At 38.8% G+C, this 18,596-nt stretch carries 18 protein-coding genes; 13 read left to right on the top strand and 5 right to left on the bottom strand.

From position 1 onward, the window contains the following. Positions 1 to 8 precede the first annotated feature (8 nt). Positions 9 to 1,421, bottom strand: coding sequence for a PLP-dependent aminotransferase family protein (locus B3H30_RS13885; protein ID WP_112376245.1), 1,413 nt, complete (start codon positions 1,419 to 1,421; stop codon positions 9 to 11). Positions 1,422 to 1,532: 111 nt separating this feature from the next. Here B3H30_RS13885 and B3H30_RS13880 point away from each other — a divergent pair, with 111 nt between their 5' ends. The 7 genes from B3H30_RS13880 (at position 1,533) to B3H30_RS13850 (ending at position 6,926) form a co-directional block, all read left to right on the top strand. Continuing rightward, positions 1,533 to 2,423 (top strand): DMT family transporter, encoded by an 891-nt coding sequence (locus B3H30_RS13880; protein ID WP_159333035.1) that lies wholly within the window; start codon positions 1,533 to 1,535, stop codon positions 2,421 to 2,423. Between the two features lie 140 nt (positions 2,424 to 2,563). Then, the gene (locus B3H30_RS13875; protein WP_159333034.1) at positions 2,564 to 3,220 is read left to right on the top strand and encodes a GrpB family protein; all 657 of its coding nucleotides are present in this window, start codon (positions 2,564 to 2,566) and stop codon (positions 3,218 to 3,220) included. 39 nt (positions 3,221 to 3,259) lie between these two features. Beyond that, positions 3,260 to 3,688 (top strand): DinB family protein, encoded by a 429-nt coding sequence (locus tag B3H30_RS13870; protein WP_046672965.1) that lies wholly within the window; start codon positions 3,260 to 3,262, stop codon positions 3,686 to 3,688. A gap of 76 nt (positions 3,689 to 3,764) precedes the next feature. Beyond that, positions 3,765 to 4,619, top strand: a complete 855-nt coding sequence (locus tag B3H30_RS13865) for a GNAT family N-acetyltransferase (protein ID WP_286834485.1) — start codon at positions 3,765 to 3,767, stop codon at positions 4,617 to 4,619. 202 nt (positions 4,620 to 4,821) lie between these two features. Next, on the top strand, positions 4,822 to 5,460 hold the full coding sequence (locus B3H30_RS13860; RefSeq protein ID WP_070570550.1) for a hypothetical protein: 639 nt from the start codon (positions 4,822 to 4,824) through the stop codon (positions 5,458 to 5,460). A gap of 174 nt (positions 5,461 to 5,634) precedes the next feature. Continuing rightward, positions 5,635 to 6,102 (top strand): SRPBCC family protein, encoded by a 468-nt coding sequence (locus B3H30_RS13855; RefSeq protein ID WP_070570553.1) that lies wholly within the window; start codon positions 5,635 to 5,637, stop codon positions 6,100 to 6,102. A 53-nt stretch (positions 6,103 to 6,155) separates the two neighbouring features. Continuing rightward, positions 6,156 to 6,926, top strand: a complete 771-nt coding sequence (locus tag B3H30_RS13850; RefSeq protein ID WP_112376248.1) for a tryptophan-rich sensory protein — start codon at positions 6,156 to 6,158, stop codon at positions 6,924 to 6,926. Positions 6,927 to 7,003: 77 nt separating this feature from the next. Here B3H30_RS13850 and B3H30_RS13845 read toward each other — a convergent pair whose 3' ends face one another. After that, the gene (locus tag B3H30_RS13845) at positions 7,004 to 8,113 is read right to left on the bottom strand and encodes a serine hydrolase domain-containing protein (RefSeq protein WP_070570557.1); all 1,110 of its coding nucleotides are present in this window, start codon (positions 8,111 to 8,113) and stop codon (positions 7,004 to 7,006) included. Positions 8,114 to 8,403: 290 nt separating this feature from the next. On the opposite strand from B3H30_RS13845, the gene B3H30_RS13840 reads away from it, so the two are divergent. The 4 genes from B3H30_RS13840 (at position 8,404) to B3H30_RS13825 (ending at position 12,150) form a co-directional block, all read left to right on the top strand. Beyond that, positions 8,404 to 8,967, top strand: a complete 564-nt coding sequence (locus B3H30_RS13840; protein WP_070570559.1) for a dihydrofolate reductase family protein — start codon at positions 8,404 to 8,406, stop codon at positions 8,965 to 8,967. 102 nt (positions 8,968 to 9,069) lie between these two features. Continuing rightward, complete coding sequence (locus B3H30_RS13835) at positions 9,070 to 10,368, top strand: spondin domain-containing protein (protein WP_159333032.1); 1,299 nt, start codon at positions 9,070 to 9,072, stop codon at positions 10,366 to 10,368. A 161-nt stretch (positions 10,369 to 10,529) separates the two neighbouring features. Further along, a complete protein-coding gene (locus tag B3H30_RS13830) occupies positions 10,530 to 11,231 on the top strand; it encodes a peroxiredoxin-like family protein (protein WP_112376250.1) in 702 nt (233 codons plus the stop codon). Positions 11,232 to 11,310: 79 nt separating this feature from the next. Continuing rightward, positions 11,311 to 12,150 carry an AraC family transcriptional regulator gene (locus tag B3H30_RS13825; RefSeq protein ID WP_112376251.1) on the top strand — a complete coding sequence of 280 codons (840 nt, stop codon included), beginning with the start codon at positions 11,311 to 11,313 and terminating at the stop codon, positions 12,148 to 12,150. A gap of 473 nt (positions 12,151 to 12,623) precedes the next feature. Here the strand turns inward: B3H30_RS13825 and B3H30_RS13820 are convergent, their stop codons facing one another. Then, on the bottom strand, positions 12,624 to 13,838 hold the full coding sequence (locus B3H30_RS13820; protein ID WP_159333031.1) for a transglutaminase-like domain-containing protein: 1,215 nt from the start codon (positions 13,836 to 13,838) through the stop codon (positions 12,624 to 12,626). A gap of 336 nt (positions 13,839 to 14,174) precedes the next feature. On the opposite strand from B3H30_RS13820, the gene B3H30_RS13815 reads away from it, so the two are divergent. After that, positions 14,175 to 14,990, top strand: coding sequence for a transporter (locus B3H30_RS13815; RefSeq protein ID WP_262886171.1), 816 nt, complete (start codon positions 14,175 to 14,177; stop codon positions 14,988 to 14,990). After that, the gene (locus tag B3H30_RS13810) at positions 14,903 to 15,127 is read left to right on the top strand and encodes a transporter (protein WP_262886170.1); all 225 of its coding nucleotides are present in this window, start codon (positions 14,903 to 14,905) and stop codon (positions 15,125 to 15,127) included. Before B3H30_RS13815 ends, B3H30_RS13810 begins: the two co-directional genes overlap by 88 nt. Position 15,128: 1 nt before the next feature. Here B3H30_RS13810 and B3H30_RS13805 read toward each other — a convergent pair whose 3' ends face one another. Next, on the bottom strand, positions 15,129 to 15,419 hold the full coding sequence (locus B3H30_RS13805) for a hypothetical protein (RefSeq protein WP_070570571.1): 291 nt from the start codon (positions 15,417 to 15,419) through the stop codon (positions 15,129 to 15,131). Between the two features lie 110 nt (positions 15,420 to 15,529). After that, complete coding sequence (locus B3H30_RS13800) at positions 15,530 to 18,496, bottom strand: response regulator (protein ID WP_286834481.1); 2,967 nt, start codon at positions 18,494 to 18,496, stop codon at positions 15,530 to 15,532. Positions 18,497 to 18,596 lie beyond the last annotated feature (100 nt).

Raw genomic sequence — 18,596 nt, 5'->3', positions numbered from 1 at the left:
GTTATGTATTAGAGTGCTTTTGTAAGTTTACCGAGCTGTTTTAATTTTAAAGCGAGTTCATTGCTCCAGGGTAAACCAATACAGAGACGCATGCAATGGTGAAATTGATCCTGTAAGGTGAAAATCCGCCCCGGTGAAATGCTGATCTGTAGTTTAAGCGCATAGTTATATAGCTTGCCTGTATCGATGTGTTTTGGAAACTCGACCCATAGGGCAAGTCCACCCTGTGGACGGCTAATTTTAGTGCCTTCCGGAAAATGGGCCGAAATGATAGCAGCGTAGCGCTGGTAGTTTTCCGTTAATGATCTACGAAGTTTACGCAGGTGGTTTTCATACTTTCCGGTTAATAGAAAATTTCCAACCGCCTCATTGATGATCGCCGTAGATGACAGGGAATGGATCAGTTTTAGTTTGATAATCTGTTCTTTGTATTTTCCAGGAGCAACCCATCCGACACGGAAGCCTGGAGCCAACGTCTTTGAAACGGATCCACACCAGAGGACATTGCCATCCCGGTCAAAAGATTTGCAACATTTGGGGCGTTGCGTGCCAAAATGGAGGTCGCTGTAGGTGTCATCTTCGATTAGCGGAATTTGGTGTTTTGACAGCAATGCCACAATTTCCCGCTTATGCTCATCCGGCATGCAATAACCCAAAGGGGTGTTAAAATTGGGGACCAGTAAACAGACTTTAATTTGGGGCAACAGATTTTTGAGGGCTTCAATGTCTATTCCTATGATGGGGTCCGTAGCTATTTCCAGCACCTTAAGCCCTAGACTGACGGCAAGTTGGAGGATACCCGGATAGCAGGGGCTTTCCAGAGCCAGTGTATCTCCAGGTTTGGTTAAGGCCATCAGACACAAAACTAAAGCATTCATACAGCCGTTGGTAGTAACGACATCATCTTCATTTAGATTTCCACCCCAGGCCAATGAACGTACGGCCACCATACGACGTAATTTTATATTGCCTTGCAAGGGTTCATATGCTGTGCCACCATCGCTGAGCTCCCGTGTAGCGAGGACGATTTCTTTTTTTAATTTTGCGGTAGGTAGGAGACTTCCGGAAGGAACACCGATTGAAAATAAGGTTAAGTCGCGACGTCCCATGGTTGAATACACCTTATTCATCAATTGATCCGGTTCTCTGTTGTTGGCGATTGGAATAGGTTGACTGGCTGCCGCCAACGGAAGTTGCAAATAGTTTGGAGGACTAACGAAGTAGCCGGATTGGGGCTTGGACTGTATAAGAGAACGTTCTTCCAACGCTAGAAATGCCCTTTTTGCGGTATTTATACTGATACCGTGTTCAGCGCTTAGCTTCCTCACCGAAGGTAGTTTTTCGCCAGCTTTTAAGACGCCTGATTTAATCTTATTGGCAATATTGTCTGCTATTTCATTATACAAATAATCTTTTTTCATCAAATTAGGATTAGTGTTCGTCTTTAAAGGTAACTGTGTCCATTGAATTATCAAAAACTGTGACTGTGCTTAATTCTTGTAATGGACGAACTTTGTGTAAAAGATTGATACATGGCGCAATTAAGTATAAGTAAATTACAGGAAAATACAACGAGCGGTTGGTTAAATGGTTTTATTGGTGTGGTATTATTTAGTGGTTCGTTGCCGGCAACACGCATGGCGGTTTTAGCTTTTGACCCTGTATTTGTTACATTAGCAAGGGCTTCCATTGCAGGCATATTGGCACTGATAACATTGATGGTTTTTAAGGAAAAACGTCCAGAAAGAAAGCAATTGGGGTCGCTATGCATCGTGGCAATAGGATGTGTCGTTGGATTTCCCTTACTGAGCGCTTTGGCTCTGCAGCACATCACGTCCGCGCATTCCATCGTTTTTATCGGTATTTTGCCCGTATCGACAGCCGTATTTGGTATTATACGCGGTGGCGAGCGTCCGAAGCCAATCTTTTGGCTGTTCTCTGCTCTAGGGAGTCTACTGGTGATCGGCTATGCGCTGGCACAAGGACTAACAGCCTCACCTTTAGGCGACGTTTTAATGATTTTATCGGTCATTCTCTGTGGTTTGGGCTATGCTGAAGGTGCAAAATTGACCAAGACGCTAGGGGGCTGGCAGGTCATTTCCTGGACCTTGGTTTTGTCGCTGCCGTTGATGTTGCCACTTACCTTTGTCTACCTTCCATCGTCTTTTGACACTGTGCCTATCGGGGCCTGGGCCAGTTTAGCCTATGTGTCGATGTTCAGTATGTTTATTGGCTTTGTTTTTTGGTATAAAGGACTCGCCCAAGGTGGCACGGCGACCATCGGACAATTACAGTTACTCCAGCCTTTTTTCGGTCTGGCTTTAGCCGCCGGGCTTCTTCATGAACAAGTCGGTGTTGGCATGCTGGCCGTAACAGTTGCTGTTATTCTTTGTGTCGTTGGAACGAAGAGATTTGCCCGATAAATGCATTAGAAAAAAGAGAACTGGATTATAGGCTCTCTCGGAAAACGATAAATTTATTAACTTTAACTTTTAGGGTGTCATTCGAGGCGTATTTGATCGAATGATGTGTATTTATCTTGTATTGGCAAAGAAAACAGCGTATGATTTTACCGTTTGAACCTTATAATCCGATATGGAAAGCGAATTTTGACAGTATTCAACATGAACTTTTTACGTTGTTGAAACCAATAAGGTCGAGGGTTGATCACATAGGCAGTACGGCCGTTGAGGGATTGTCTGCCAAACCAATCATTGATATATTGATCGGTTTAGAGGAAGAAAACGATCTTGATCGTATTCCGCTCCTGTTGCGGGATAATTGCTATGTATATTATGAAAAATACAATGAGGATATGCCTTACAGACGTTTTTTTATCGCCCTGATTGATCGTCCTGAAGTATTAGGATTACCAGAGCAAATCGCACCTGGCGATGAAATTCCAGCACGATTGCATGACCATTCGTTACGAGTAGCACATATCCATAGCATACCCTTGCAATCAAAACACTGGTTGCGCCATATAGCCTTTCGCGATTACCTGCGTGCGCACGACAATGTAAGAGATCGCTATCAGGCACTCAAAGAAAAATTGGTACTGCAGCAATGGAAAGATGGTAACGATTATAATGATGCGAAAGATGAATTTTTGAAAGAGCATGAAGCAAAAGCTGTGGAGTGGTACAATAAAGGTTGCGGAACAATAGAATGGTATTACAATGAGAACCTTGGACAAAGCAGCGTGGATGGATCGGATTAAATTGGTAAGAAATTAAGGTTATACTAGCTAAATTTAGGTATGAATACATTATTGGAAGAATTTGAGCATATTATTCAGAAGTTTTCTTCGCAAATTTTGGAAATAAATGATGACGATTTTAATCGCAAATTAGAACCAGATAAATGGAGCAAAAAAGAGATTCTGGGTCATCTAGTCGATAGCGCTTTTGTTAATTACCAACGGTTTATAAGAGCTCAATTTGAAGAAAATCCAAAAATATACTATGATCAGGTAGCCTATTGTGCATCTGCAGGTTACCAACATGCTGAGACCGAGAAATTATGCAATCTATGGCGATCGGTAAACGAACAATTGTTGTTTTTGTTTAAGCAGGTAATTGCGAACAAATTGATTCAAAGGACTTGTAATGACCATAGCCTCGAATTTTTAATGCTTGACTATGTGGTGCATTTGAAGCATCACAGAAATCAGATTTTGTCCGAATGAAAAAATTTAGGAAAGGATAGCATGAGAGCTCTTTGTTCAGGCATCAGTAAATTTAATAGTCCATAAAAAATAAGGGATGGAGATACGGAAATTGAAAGCGGGAGATAGTGCTGACTTATTAAAGGCAATTAATGGAGCTTTTGCCGACTATATTGTACCATTTCAGTTAGACGCATTGCAATTGGAGTCGAAGATCAGAGGCGAGGATATTTTAATGGACTTGTCAGTTGGTGTTTTTGACGGAATACAACTGGTAGCTTTTATTATGCATGGCATGCGAGAAATTGAGGGTAGTAAAGTGATCTACAATGCTGGTACAGGTGTTTTGCCCGCCTATCGGAACAGCGGATTAGTCGGTGAAATGTACAGATTTATGCAGCCATCCTTCAGAGAGTATCGCGTGAAAAAATTACTATTGGAAGTGATAGAAAGTAATCGACGTGCTATTCGGGTATATGAAAAAAATGGTTTTGTTAAAGGCCGTAGATTACTGTGCTTTGGAGGAGAACTTCATGTAAAGATGGGTGCTTTATCTGGCAGAACACAGCCTATCCGTATACAGTCTATCCATGACTTTTCTTGGGATATTTTGCAGTCTTTTTGGGATGTTGAACCCAGCTGGCAAAATAGAAGTGAGCGTAGTGAATTAATTCAGCTTAAAGGGTTGGGGGCATTTATTGGCTCCGATTTGGTGGGATATATCTTGTTCAATTCGTCCAATAGACGGATCTACCAAATTGCGGTAGCACAGCAGCATAGGCGGAAAGGTATTGCAACACAGCTTTTATCCGAGCTGATAGTGTTTGTGTCCAGCGTAAAGGTACAAATTACTAACGTTGATGAAAAAGCCAAAAACTTGCAACTATTTCTACAAAGACAAGGCCTGGTCAACACAATCAACCAGATTGAAATGGTCAAGATGATTTTCTGATAATATCAATTAAAAATTAAAGTATTTCATTTACGATCAATAATTGTGAAAACAAATGTTGTTGTAAAAGTGTTGTTTAACAAAAGTTTAGATAGGATGTGCTATTAAACTGTCCATTATAATTCTATTTACTGGTGTAATTTTACCATCCCTCGGAAAAGACGCTCTTCAACAATTTAAACGACACTAATTTTTAAAACATATGAAATCGAAGTCATTTTTAATCGCAATTGTCTCAAGCTTATTGTTGTTGGCTTGTAGCACTTCAACAAGGATAACAGATATCTATAAAAATAGAGACCTTACTCCCAAACAATATCAAACAATATTCATTATTGCAATGACAAACCACGCTAAAGCAAAGGAGGTCATTGAATCCAATTTGGCAGAAGCAGCTTCCATGCATGGCTACAAGGCTATTAAAAGCAGCGACGTTTTTAAACGGACGTTTACCAAAGATGAAAGTCAAAACAAAGATTTAGTGATGAAAGCAGTACACAGTTTGAATGCAGATGCCATTTTCACTGTTACCCTGATCGACAAAGCCAGCGAGACCCGATATGTACCGGGAAATGGGCCTTATATGCCTTATCCGAGATTTGGTTGGTATGGTAATTTTTGGAGCTATTACTCCCATTGGTACCCAATTGCATACGATCCTGGTTATTACACGACGGATAAAATGTACTATCTGGAAAGCAATCTATATGATGTTAGCTCCGAACAACTGCTTTGGAGTGTACAGTCTGAAACGATCAACCCTTCCAGCTTAGCAGATTTTTCTAAAAGTTATACAAAGGCGCTCGTAAAAGCATTGGAAAAGGATATTGCTGCTAAATAGCCATTGATAAAAAGTATGCTTTAAAAGCTAGCTTCAATTTAAATAATGTATTTGTGTAAAAATATTCTTTATAACACCGATTCAGTACCTCGTAAAGGCGTTTTATGGTGTAATAATAAACTAAATTGCATTAATATTGTTATATTGGCAAGCAATAAAGTTAGCTCAAATCAGATGAGGTACAAATTATATAGAGAACAGCAATTGACCTGCGATATGGATACCGCATGGGCATTTTTTTCGTCACCCATGAATCTTTCAGAAATTACTCCAAAAGATATGGGTTTTGTAGTCACCTCAGACTGTGATCAACAAGAAATTTTTGAAGGAATGATCATCGATTATTTGGTATCTCCGATTCTTCGGTTTCCGCTGAAGTGGAAGACCAAAATAACGCAGGTGGAAAAGAATAAAAGTTTTACTGATTTCCAACTAAAGGGACCTTATGCCTATTGGAATCATTTTCATGAATTTATTCCAAACGAAAATGGGGTACTCATGAAAGACAGGGTTGACTATGAATTGCCTTTGGGGATTCTAGGCACAATTGCGCATGGAATTTTTGTTAAAAGGAAGTTGGAGCGAATCTTCGATTACCGTCATCAGGTTTTAGAAAAATTATTTAATCAAACTCAGAATTAGTGGTAACGAATCTATTGCAGTTCACGTGACCGAAAAGAAAGAAGTAGTCTACAATGAAGAAATTTTATCAAATAAGCAATGGAGTTGCTTTGGTCATCACTGTGATCATTAATTACCTATCCAATACGGGGATTTTTAATGGGGAGACCATGGCAACAATTTCTGCTAAATATCAAAATCTATTTACACCTGCGGGATATGCCTTTTCCATATGGGGTCTCATTTATTTGGGGTTGTTTGGATTTGTAATTTATTTTGGTCCTTTTGTCAGACAGACAAATGAAAAAGATAAAGTAGTTTTAAAAGTCGGATGGTGGTTCTTGATTTCTTGTCTAGCAAATAGTTTATGGGTCATTACCTGGTTGTATGACTATACCTTTTTAACTATTTTATTGATGGTCTTACTTTTTGTGTCGCTATTAAAGATAATTTACTATACACAAACTATTGCGTTTCATGCTGCACGCAGCAAGCGTATATTTCTTAAGATCCCTTTTCAACTTTATGCAGGGTGGATTTCTGTCGCTTTGATTGCCAATATTGCAGCCTATCTGACGAAGATAGGCTGGGGAGGTTTTGGATTATCAGCTACCATGTGGGCTATTATCATGTTTTCAATTGCATTAATTCTTCACTTATTGATGATCTGGCAACGTCATTTGCCGGTATTTGGACTTGTCGCCGTATGGGCTTTAATAGCCATTGCAGCTGCTAATAAATTAGTTAATAGCACTGTATATGCAGCGGCTATAATGGCAGCCATTATTGTTTTGCTAAATGTAATTGTGTACTTTATTCAATATCGTAAGCGACAGCCTTTCTAGTCCTTGCCTAATAAAGTGCATGATTCTGTTGGCAATCGAATTTTAAGCTTTCCATAGTAATGCAGCGAAACCAACTATTATTTTATTGCTGATTTTGCAATCAATAGCTTTTGAAATTCTTTTCCGATAAATGGATTGATGACGTGCTGAAATCCTTTTTGCAATGTAAAGACAGTGATAGTCGCATCAGACTCCGGCGAATAGATCACATCTGTTCCCCACCAACCCCCATGATAGTAGGCGTTGAATCCCATGTCAAAATGATAAATTCCCAAACAATATTTAGATTTATCCGACGAAAGAACATAGGTATGCATCGCTTCTAGAAGCTTTTTATCCTGAATGATTTTCCCGTTAAATAGATATTGGAAAAACAGGGAAGTCTCTTTGGCTGTTGCTGCGATTCCGCCGCCTCCGTACAGATCCCAGGAAGGATCAATAGCATAAGAGTCCCAGTTGTATTTGTTAGCGTATTGATGGGCGAGTGGCAAGGTGCTTTCAGGATAATGCTCTAAGTTTATAAACCATGTCTTTGTAAGATTTAATTCTTTGTATTTCAGTAAATTTCGAATAGCTGTATAAAATGGCAGATGCGTTTTTTGCTCAATAATCTCGGTGAGGAGCAAATAATTAATATCAGCGTAACTAAACTTTTCCCCGACAGGCTGTGGGCTCCCGATATCGATGGATCTTCTGATCTGCTCGTCTTTTTTCCATTTATATTTAGGATGCTGATTGACGAATTCAAAATAAGCTTCATCTACATAATCTTGAATTCCCGAAGTATGTGACAGCAAGTTCTTTATAGTGATTCCCGCTAGATTATAGCCATCGCTTTCAAATAGGTGACGTGTTTTTTTTGATAATAAATTGGCAATCGGTTGATCAATAGAAAATTCACCTTTTTCTACCAATCTTAGCATTGCTGCAGCAACATAAGGTTTTGTGTTGCTAGCAATCAAAACAGGCTGTTGGTCTTCCAGCGCTTGGTTCGTGCTGGTATCTGCTACTCCTCTTGCATAACTCCAGGAAATATTGTATTTCGGCGCTTCTACATGAACAATAATCCCGATTGCATCTTTATTTTTATCATAAATAGAATCTACTTTATGCTTAAAAACTGGCTGTAATTGAGCCCATCCGATTAATGGAATAAACATGGTATTTAACAACACGATTTTTTTCATATATTCTTTTCTAAACGTGTATCTCAGATCCAGAAACTGTCTGAGCATTGCTAAGTATATTTCTTTACTACTTCACTAACAGACGCCACTGCACCTGCAAAAGCATTGATCCTACAGCAGGGGTAACGGATTTTGCTTCCTGTTGCGCTTGTGAAAATAAGAATTAAAATAATAATCTTGATGGTGAAAAATGTAAAATAGCACATCAGTTTTATTTCTTGTCGTATGCAAAGTCTTTTCAATATATAAAATGTTAGATTTATGGTGTAAAAGAAGCTTATCGTAAGGATATGAGAAAAGTAATTGCAGCATTCAATATGACCCTTGACGGGTTTTGTGATCATACAGCAGGCATTCCCGATGAGGAAATACATCTTCATTATACGCATCTATTAAATAACGCTGATGTCATTTTGTATGGTAGGATTGCTTATCAGCTTATGGAATATTGGCGGCCTTTTGTGAAAAGTCCCTCAGGTGAAAAATCAATGGATGACTTTGCATTGGCTATCGATAAAATTCCAAAAGTTGTTTTTTCAAATAGCCTGAAAAATATAGACTGGGCAAGTGCAAAATTGGCCGATGGTATACTTAAAGATGAATTATTGAAATTGAAACAGCAATCCGGTAGGGATATTTTGGTTGGGAGTCGAAGTTTAATTGTACAGTTGTTGAATCTCAATTTGATCGACGAATTTCAACTGTGCATTTATCCTGTTGTTGTAGGACAGGGGCTTTCACTTTTTGAAAATATAATCGATAGAAAAGTTTTTAAATTATTAAAAACAAAGCCTTTTTCTGGCGGATCAGTCCTCTTGTACTATCAATACAGTCCAACACCTACTTCCCTATAAACTATTCCATCGGGAAATATCGGCAACACAGCGGGAAATCCAGATACCTGCAGCTCCTCTGATGAAATTTACATTTGTAATGTAATTTAAAAAGAATTCATTATGAAATATAAACATTCAATTTTGTGGGCTATAGCAGCACTCCCCTCGCTAATTACCGCTTGCAAAAGAAATGATGCTATGCCATCGATGTCGGAGACGACCATCACGATAGAAAATGTATTGGATTCGAAACCATTGGTCGAGTCTGGTCGTTTTAAAAACAATGGTGCTTCGCCAGTGATTATGCCTGGTGAAGCAATTTCAATTAAGTTTTCTGCAGCCGAGGGACAAGCGCTTAGCTTTGCAACGATGTATGGTTGGTCGAATGATTTGTTTTTTGCTCCAGAAAATCCTGGCATAAAGCTGTATCAGGACAATGGAACTCCGGTTGAGGGCGATGTTTCGGTACAGATCAAATTATGGGATAATGGTACTCGTATCAATCAGAAACCAGGCGCAGCTGTAATGCACCCGGGAACCACAGAAACTGCTCCAAAAGCTATTAGCGAAGGAAATGGAACCGATGCACAGGGCAATACTTATGCTGCAGCTTCTACTTTAATGAAGGCAACACTTCATTATGAAGGGAATTCCAATTTTACACTTATAATCACGAATACCTCTGGCGATACGAGCAATCCGACTCCCTTCAGTCCCGGAGTTTGGGCGATTTCATATATCGCAGGAGGCAAGCTGATAAATTCTAATCCATTATTTGAGGCAGGAAAACCAAGTGCAAATGGCATGACAAATATTGCGGAAATGGGAGACAATAGCGTTTTAGGAAATTATATCAATACACAAACAGGTATTTTTACACCATTATCTCCGGTTTTGGTAGTGTTGTATAAAGGCATCGAAAACCCGATATATAAAACCGGTGAAAATGACCGTGGAAAAGGACTGAAAGATTTAGCGCAAAAAGGTGATGCATCAGGCCTGGCGACTTATCTTAAAACACTCGCAGGTGTAAAAGCTGTTTATATCCTTCCGGCGGCTAGCTCAACTGTATTACTTCCTAAAATCGGAGCGCAGGCGGGAAGTAGCGTTTCGCAGCAGTTAAGTGTAGCAAGTGGAGACCGAATTGCCATTGCAAGCATGTATGGGCTTTCCAACGATTGGTTCTTCGCCACAAAAGATAATGGAATTGATGCAACAGTAAAAGGAGATGTATCCTATTCAATCGGATTGTTTGACAATGGAACAGCGATTAATCAGTTTCCCGGAGCCGGCAATGAGCAAGCAGGATTAGGCGGCACTCCTGCGACAGAACGTAAACCTGTTATAGAAGTGCCTAATCCAAATGGGTTCACCACACTGCCATCAATTTCCAGCATGATAAAAGTAACAATCAACTAATTTTTGAGTCCGGTTATACGTACGAAAATCTCATGGATATTATTGTCCTTACTGGACACAGGACAATCAGCAACCTATTACATGCGGGGCTAAAGTATCGATTGAGTTTCCATGGGGAAAAAGTATAGATTCAGTTTAATAAGTAGTAAATGTGTTGTAAAATGAAAAATTATATAAAAACAAAATTAGCTGCGTTTATTGCGTTGCTGTTATTCACGACGTGCATCGCAGGCATAGCCAATGCGCAAGAGCCTTCTCGCATGAGTAAAGCTGACGGCGTGATACATAAAATCGAAATGAAGCAATCCCCTTATCATATTCCGCAAAATCCGGAAGACATCAGCCCGCTATTGTGTGGAGAAAAAATACCGATGGCCGTATTGTTTGACGTTTCCGGTAAACGATTTGATCTCAATAGGGCGATTTCCCAAAAACCGACCATTTTGGTTTTCTACCGCGGTGGCTGGTGTCCTTATTGTATCAGACAACTTTCGGGCTTACAAGAGGCCTTTTCAGGATTGGAAGAAATGGGGTATCAGTTGATTGCCATAAGCACAGACGAATCTGAAGGACTAATGGAAGCTGCAGCAAAAGAAAAATTAAGCTATACACTTTTATCGGATTCAGATCTTGCGCTGTCGAAACAAATGGGGATTGCATATAAAGCTCCAAAAGACTATTGGGAGATGCTTCCGAAAACAACTGGAGGTAAGGACAGCGAGTTATTGCTCCCAGTGCCATCAGTTTTTATAGTCGATCAAACGGGAACCATACACTTTGAATTTATCAATCCCGATTTCAAACAGAGATTGTCCTCCAATCTGCTGCTTGCAGCTGCAAGCAGCATTAAAGAAGACCTTTAAATTTCTAGTTTTTGGGTCGTAGACTCTTAAGAAAATGATTAAATTTAAGCGAATTGAAATGCTGTAAGTAAACGACAACATGATTAGGGAGTATAATGATAACGTGACCGCAGCACGGTTTGTGATGCATAGTGACAACAACCAGTTTTCAGGTAGGGGACTTCGTAATGCGGGTTCTCTGCCTATCAACACATTTATCTACAACAAGGGCGGCGAACAGAAAGTGACGATCGATGAGATTAGCTATACGATGCCAGCAAGGTGTATACTTCCTTTGGTTTCCAATCAGCATTTTGTATTTGAGCAGCCCGATGCGCTGACTGCCTGGCAGTTTAATAGGGAGTTCTATTGTATCGTTGACCACGATGCTGAGGTCGGTTGTGTTGGTTTTCTGTTCTATGGTATTCGACATCCAATGTTCATTGTATTAAATGATACTGCTGTCGAAGAAATGTCTCATCTGGAGAATGTGTTTTCCAATGAGATGATGGTAAAAGATAATTTTCAGGGTGAAATGCTGCGCACCCTTCTTAAGAGAGTTATTATCAATACCACAAGAATTGCAAAGCTCCAAAGTGAAAGCTATCAGCTATTTCCAGACGAAAAAATGGATATTGTGAGAAAGTTTGCATTGCTACTGGAATGTAACTTTAAAGAGGAACATGAAGTCAGGTTCTATGCCGCTGCACTCAACAAATCACCAAAAACACTGAGCAATGTATTTGGTCTGTTGAAACAGTCAGCGCCATCTGTTCTTATCCGTAACCGAATAATTCTTGAGGCTAAAAGGTACCTCCATTATACCGAGAAGTCAGCGAAGGAAATAGCCTACGAACTTGGTTTTGAAAGTCCTGCCCATTTTAGCCGGTTTTTCAAAAAGTATTCTGGAACAAATGTTTCAGCTTTTAAGAACCTTTGATCATAATTCAAGGCGCGGGTTGCCGTTTAGAGAAAGACTGTATTGTATGGGAATTTGATTTATACCTTTCAATGAATATGCGATTAAGGTTTCCTTATGAAAAATAAGTGAATTTGCTCTTAAAATAAAACGTATGCCATTGGTAAGCTGGCGCTAGAAAATTGAAGCCCAATATAACAAATTATTAATAGTCTGTAAATGAAGTTATTAAAACCATATTTTGTGTTGATAGGGATGATCATTGCATTGATTTTTATGTACATTGCAATTTCGGTTTATCCGGGTGGGACTTACCAGAATGAGTCTGAGCGAGAAATTAAAATTCTATTTCGAAACGTTGCCAAATTATGATGAGCAATAATATGATAAAAAATGAACCACAAAAATCTCCTAGCACTAATTTTCATTGTAGTAAGCCAATTAGCGAATGCACAATTTGCAAAAATCGTTAATAAAGACGGGTATGTTGTTATTTATTGCGGAGATCTCCAAAAGTAGGCGGGATCAAACGTAATCACCTTGTTTTTTAAATATTTGTTATTGCTTTTGTCAAACCCACTTGGAACTAAAGAAATGTACTGCAGATTGGGGTCGGCAGGCCTATATCTACTTTCTGTGTTAAACTGGCTTTTATTCGTGCATTGAATCCAGTATAAATTTTTTGCCATATAATAATCCAGATACCAAAGTTTGCTTACTTTGGTCTCTGCGTTTAGCTTGAGCGATTGATTATTTTTTAAATGCTCCCTAACTTCTTCAATGCTCAGTAAATTGTTGTTGTCGTCCATCACAAATGTACCATGGGAAGGATCCATCCACAGCCATTTTTTTAGAGTTTCAGCATATACGCTATTGATCACATGGCAATCAGTATCTTTGTCGTCTTTTGGCATGCATGTAACATAGCGTGACTTAAATCCCATAGCGAGGTACATTTCATTTAACGTCATCGCTTTGTGCCGACAGTTGATACCCTTTCCCGTTGCCTTGTGGTAGTTGTAAAAATCAATTGCGTCAAATTCACATAGCGCCCAATTGCTGCCGTCATATTTAATGCTATTTGCCACGAAAAACATGATATTACGGATTTTGGAAATTTCGTCGCCATTACCAGCTATCGAGTCCAGGTTGAAAAAATTTTTTACTGCTAATAAATTACGATCGCTCGCTACCTCGTAGGTAAATATCGGCAAAGAGTCACTATTTGCTGAAACGTATCCTCCTGATTGCTGCAACAGGGTTAATTTATCGTATTGCTTCAGTTGGACCAATGCTTTTACAAATTTGCTTTCCTTTCGAATATTATCTAGATCCTGATCATTTAAAGCATTACGATAGTCGGTATATCCCCACAAAATTGCCTTTTCAAAACTTGAAACAGCTTGTTTTTTTTGATTGAGTAATGATTGTAAACAAGCAAGGTTGAAGTTTATATTCGCATTGATTTCACTTATCGTAGTTTGATATTCCTGCTTTTCTTTTTCAGATAGCTGTAAGCTGTCCATTTTGGCCGATATGGCATTTAATACTGTGGCTGCTTTTTGATAATCCTTTGCCGGGTAATAATTATTATATTCCTGTTCTAACTTCTTAAAGTCTGAGAGGAATTTATGCCATGTCGTAGAAGCTGTCTGCGCGGATACACAGGTGGTCAATAGCATGAAAAGAAGAAGGTTAAATAGTTTCATTGGAGATTTTTAGTTAAAGTAAATAGTTTTATTATATCAATGTCAACTGTAATTTTTGTGCTTGAAAAGCGTTGTCCTATGATTTTATAAAATAGGATTTGCTTTAAGACAGTTATACCATGTGAATTATTACATCTGGCTCGTATAATATTATCCAAATACTTTTTAAATAATTATCGCTTAATTCGCTGTGATCGAATATCGTCTTTAATCCATTTAAGCGCTGCGCGATTAGGAGAATGAATATTAAGCGGAAATTATCTGGAAAATGCAACAAAACACGTGTAGAGTTGTTTGCATTTTGAATGATATTATAAGGGATTAATGATTCGTCATATGAAAAAGATATTTTATGTGTTTCTATTTATCCTTTCCATGATGAAAGTTTATGGTCAGGGGCATTACAACGGTTCATCGTTTAATCCCAACGATTATTTTGCTCCGCATGAAGGGTTGATTATACCAGTATGGTATGGTTATGCCAATATGAATTATTTCAATGGGCAGGGTAAAAAGACAGATCAATTGATTAATCCGGTTCCTGGAAATCCTACTGCTTTACAAATTGAACAAAAGGTGATCACGCATTCTTTTATCCTGATGGCAATTTACGGAGGAAAGGGAAAGATTTTGGGCGCCAATTGGGGACTGATGGTTATCCCGACAGTAAACAGTCCTACCGCCAATATTGCGTTGGACTACTATTCGCAGCAGACAGGTCCTGGAAGATATGTTTTTACCAATAAAAGTTTAGGATTTGGCGACATGTATGTACAGCCAATCTGGTTATCATGGAAGCAGGGAAAGTTTCAATATGCATTAAATTATGGCCTATGGGCGCCGACTGGGAAATACGAGCATGGTAGTTTAGATAATGGGGGGCATGGATATTGGTCACATAATATACGTGGTGCTCTTAAATATAAACCAACTTCCAAGATCAATTTAAGTATTGCTCCTACATTAGAAATCAATCAGTGGCAAAAAAACACTGACTTTAAAGAAGGGAGTCATCTTACGTTTGATTTAGGTGGTTCGTATTTATTGATTCCCGGGGAGATGAAGTGGGGTTATTTGGCAACTATTCCAAACAAGTATCCGACGACAAGGGAACAGAGGGAAGTTTTCTTTCTGACCAGAACGCGGGAATAGGTGCATTCGGATCGTATTGGGTGGTACCTCATAAAATCGGTATAATGGCCCGGGTAACGCAGAATTTTGCGACCGAAAATAGATTTGGTGGGATTGCTTTTCAAACAGGTGTAAATTTCCTAATACCGGCAAAATAACTCAGAGGATGCTATAAAACGCAGCTTTTGTGTTTGCTTCGAGCTCCTGTAGGCGAAATTGATTAACTACCGGTTCTCCCAAAAGAATCGTAAAAGATTCCCCTTGTTTATTTGAAATGCCTTCAAAAATTTCAGTCCACCATAGTGGAATATCATTGATCGATGTACCGAATACTTTTTCTGCAGGTGAATGCAGCGGTATTGTAATACTGTAATTTTCCAAATTGACGGTTTTATAATTTTTGTTGTGATAACCAAAATTAAGCGTTAGTATCCAGCCTAAGCTTGACATAGCACATGTATTAACAATTATCTTATCAGCATTTTGGTGGACGATAAATTATATATGACGCGATAATATGAACTCATTTATATGCTAAGCACGCCCATTTTCTATAATTATTAAACACTAATATATTTTTTGAGTACTTCGAGAAGGTCTGCCCGCCGTATTGGTTTGGGAAGAAAGTCGTTCATTCCGGATTCAAGACATTTTTCTTTTTCTCCCAGCACATTTCCGGCGGTAACACCTATGATCGGGATGTGTTGATATCCTGACAGCATTCTAATATGTTGTGTCGCCTCAATACCACTCATTATCGGCATCTGTACATCCATAATAATAAGGGAAAACTGCTTTTTCCTGCATTCTTCCAAAGCTTGTAAACCGTTTGCAGCTTCCGTTAAATGTATGTTGGGAGCTAGAGACTTCATTATCCTATTGTTCAGGACCATATTTACTGGGTTATCATCAACCAAAAGCACATCTAATTCCCGTGCAAATGCATGCGAATCTTTTTCTGGCTGATCCTGAATAATTTCTAATACAGTACTTCTGTCTACCTTTTTTAGGGTTTTGTATAGATCATGTGATTTTATAGGCTTCAACAGCAAATGTGTATTTTCTATTTTTCTAACTGAAGTAAGTATATCCAGTTCTTCCGAAGAAGAAGAAGAAAGTACTATAAATGGAGCGATCTCCTTTCGCTGATTTAACAAGCCTTTTATTTTCTCAATTGTTTCCAATCCAGACATGATAGGCATATGATAATCCATCAAAATCACATCAAACCGCTCACCCTTCAACATGATATCCAGTGCTTCCATGCCGTTAGAAGCCAATGTGGATTTGATATTTTTATAGGTAAGCATGTGTTCAAGGATAATCCTGTTGCTTTCATTATCATCTACCACTAATGCCGTTTTAATAGCCGTTTCATCTTCTTCCTTCCATTCAGACTTTTCGTATGGAACCGTGAGATCGAAGAAAAATACAGATCCGCTGTCTATCTCGCTGTTTAGAGATAAATGACTCCCCATATAGCCCAAGATATTGTTTGAGATCGTTAGCCCTAGTCCCGTACCGCCAAATCGCTTGCTGATTGAACTGTTTTCTTGGGTAAAGGCATCAAAAATATATTTCTGTTTCTCAACAGGAATGCCGATTCCTGTATCTCTTACCGAGAAACGCAAAGCAATCGTATGATCATCCATGCGCAATTTCTCTACTTTTAGTTCGATCTCACCCTTTTCTGTGAATTTCACAGCATTCCCTAGCAGATTGATCAAGATCTGTTTTAACCTGGCTTCATCAATAAAAAGTGTTTTCGGGAGGCCCGGCTCAACGTTGAGAAGAAGTTCGATGTTTTTTTTCTGGGATTGATAAAGAATCACGTTGATGACTTGACTTAACATATCATACACGTCACTTTTTTCGATCAAAAGTTCCATTTTTCCGGATTCTATTTTAGAAAAATCCAGTATATCATTGATGATGCTGAGCAGGTTTTCTCCTGATTCGTTGATGTAATTCAGATATTGTGTTTGTGTTTCATTCAGCGGTGTACGGAGGAGGAGGTCTGAAAATCCAATAACTCCGTTCAAAGGCGTACGGATCTCATGACTCATATTGGCCAGAAATTCGGATTTTGCCCTGCTGGCTATATCCGCAGTTTCCTTAGCGCTTTTCAGTTCTTCGTTTATTTTTACGGCATTTGTAATATTCTGTATGGAAATAATTATACCTCCAACCTCATCTTTTGTAAGATACCATGGCCCGACTTTAAGGTCGTAATGCTGAATTTCTTCTTTACCTTCCACCTTTACCGCAAAATCCCCATCGATGTACGTTTCTCCCAAAAGCGCACTCCTGTAAATTTTTTTTCTTTCTTCTGGAATATTAGGCGATATTGTAAATAGATTATTGCCGATAAGATCGACATTATTCATATTAAATTCATCTCGCCATCTACTACTTACAGCAACGTAGTTAAGGGCTTTGTCCAACATTGCCAATGGAATAGGAACATCGGTGGCAAAAGACTGCATCATAGCCTCCTTCTCGGCAACCTCTAGAAACATTTTTTTGAAGGCATCAATGTCCTGAATAATTCCAAAAACCCTGTGGCATATTTCATTTTCAAATTCGGGAATACCCTTTATCCTTACCCAAATCGTAACGCCGTCATTACGCATGAGTTGCAGCTCCTCATCAAAAGAAATTCCTTGTTGTACTGCTCTGTCAAATAGATATTCTATTCGCTCTCTATTTTTTCCTTCGTAAAATCCAAGGGCATTTTCAAAAGTTGGTTGGAAATTAATGTTAGTTTTATGAATTTCTCGCACACTTTGAGACCAAGTGAGTTTTCCGCTTTTCATATTGACTTCCCAGCCTCCCACTTGGGCAACCGCACTTGTTTCCTCGAGCATTTCCTTCGTATAAAACAGATCTTTTTCCAACCTGTCCCGGCGCATTATGTCAGATTTTAGTTGAATATAGACGAAAATGGTGACACCGATTGCCGCAACTGCAGAAAATATAATGAACAAAACGGTCCGTTTGGTGGAGTTATTCAGGTCTTCATTTTTTATAGCAAGCTGACTTTCTCCATGTTTTACAAATTCCTGAACAAGCATTCGACATTTATCCATGATCTGCTTGTTTTGTTCAAGCTCTTCTGGGGTCATTAATATACCCTTTTTACGATTATTAATCAGCGAGGCATATTCTTTCATCAGCAGGTCTGAGGTGTGCCGCAATTCATGAAAGATATTAATTTGGAGTTTATCTTTAAGATTAAACCTTTCTTTGTCAGCAATAAGCAGGGGATATTCTTTCCCGCTTTTATCCAACGGTTCAAGAAATTCTTCCTTGCCGGTAAGCTGGTAACCCCGATTGCCAGTTTCAGCATTTAACAGCGTGTTTAAAATATCCTTTATTAAACTGATAGATTCCTTCGTTTTTAAGAGGCTTTGCCTACTTTCCATCTGCTTATGTATGCTAATATAAGAGGCTATAGAACCCGTAATCAGCAGTATTAAAGAGAGCATTACACCGATCTGAAGATTTCTAATAATTTTTTTTGGCATAGGATGGTTGTTTACTGTTAAGATACTAAAAAAGTAAATAATTACCCCAGATTTCCTATTGAATACTTTGAATAATAATCCAAAGGTGGACAATGCTACT

Source organism: Sphingobacterium sp. UBA7038 (genome assembly GCF_002494055.1).
GTDB lineage: Bacteria > Bacteroidota > Bacteroidia > Sphingobacteriales > Sphingobacteriaceae > Sphingobacterium > Sphingobacterium multivorum.
Note: the sequence above shows the minus strand (reverse complement) of the source record. Positions and strands in the feature narration are given on the sequence as shown.

Bases quoted from the DNA above. Each gene is read 5' to 3' on its own strand.
- B3H30_RS13815 (WP_262886171.1), top strand. From the start codon at position 14,175: ATGAAAAAGATATTTTATGTGTTTCTATTTATCCTTTCCATGATGAAA.
- B3H30_RS13840 (WP_070570559.1), top strand. From the start codon at position 8,404: ATGAGAAAAGTAATTGCAGCATTCAATATGACCCTTGACGGGTTTTGT.
- B3H30_RS13885 (WP_112376245.1), bottom strand. From the start codon at position 1,421: ATGAAAAAAGATTATTTGTATAATGAAATAGCAGACAATATTGCCAAT.
- B3H30_RS13835 (WP_159333032.1), top strand. From the start codon at position 9,070: ATGAAATATAAACATTCAATTTTGTGGGCTATAGCAGCACTCCCCTCG.
- B3H30_RS13850 (WP_112376248.1), top strand. From the start codon at position 6,156: ATGAAGAAATTTTATCAAATAAGCAATGGAGTTGCTTTGGTCATCACT.
- B3H30_RS13860 (WP_070570550.1), top strand. From the start codon at position 4,822: ATGAAATCGAAGTCATTTTTAATCGCAATTGTCTCAAGCTTATTGTTG.
- B3H30_RS13820 (WP_159333031.1), bottom strand. From the start codon at position 13,838: ATGAAACTATTTAACCTTCTTCTTTTCATGCTATTGACCACCTGTGTA.
- B3H30_RS13830 (WP_112376250.1), top strand. From the start codon at position 10,530: ATGAAAAATTATATAAAAACAAAATTAGCTGCGTTTATTGCGTTGCTG.
- B3H30_RS13865 (WP_286834485.1), top strand. From the start codon at position 3,765: ATGGAGATACGGAAATTGAAAGCGGGAGATAGTGCTGACTTATTAAAG.
- B3H30_RS13825 (WP_112376251.1), top strand. From the start codon at position 11,311: ATGATTAGGGAGTATAATGATAACGTGACCGCAGCACGGTTTGTGATG.
- B3H30_RS13855 (WP_070570553.1), top strand. From the start codon at position 5,635: ATGAGGTACAAATTATATAGAGAACAGCAATTGACCTGCGATATGGAT.
- B3H30_RS13805 (WP_070570571.1), bottom strand. From the start codon at position 15,419: ATGTCAAGCTTAGGCTGGATACTAACGCTTAATTTTGGTTATCACAAC.
- B3H30_RS13800 (WP_286834481.1), bottom strand. From the start codon at position 18,496: ATGCCAAAAAAAATTATTAGAAATCTTCAGATCGGTGTAATGCTCTCT.
- B3H30_RS13845 (WP_070570557.1), bottom strand. From the start codon at position 8,113: ATGAAAAAAATCGTGTTGTTAAATACCATGTTTATTCCATTAATCGGA.
- B3H30_RS13880 (WP_159333035.1), top strand. From the start codon at position 1,533: ATGGCGCAATTAAGTATAAGTAAATTACAGGAAAATACAACGAGCGGT.
- B3H30_RS13870 (WP_046672965.1), top strand. From the start codon at position 3,260: ATGAATACATTATTGGAAGAATTTGAGCATATTATTCAGAAGTTTTCT.
- B3H30_RS13875 (WP_159333034.1), top strand. From the start codon at position 2,564: ATGATTTTACCGTTTGAACCTTATAATCCGATATGGAAAGCGAATTTT.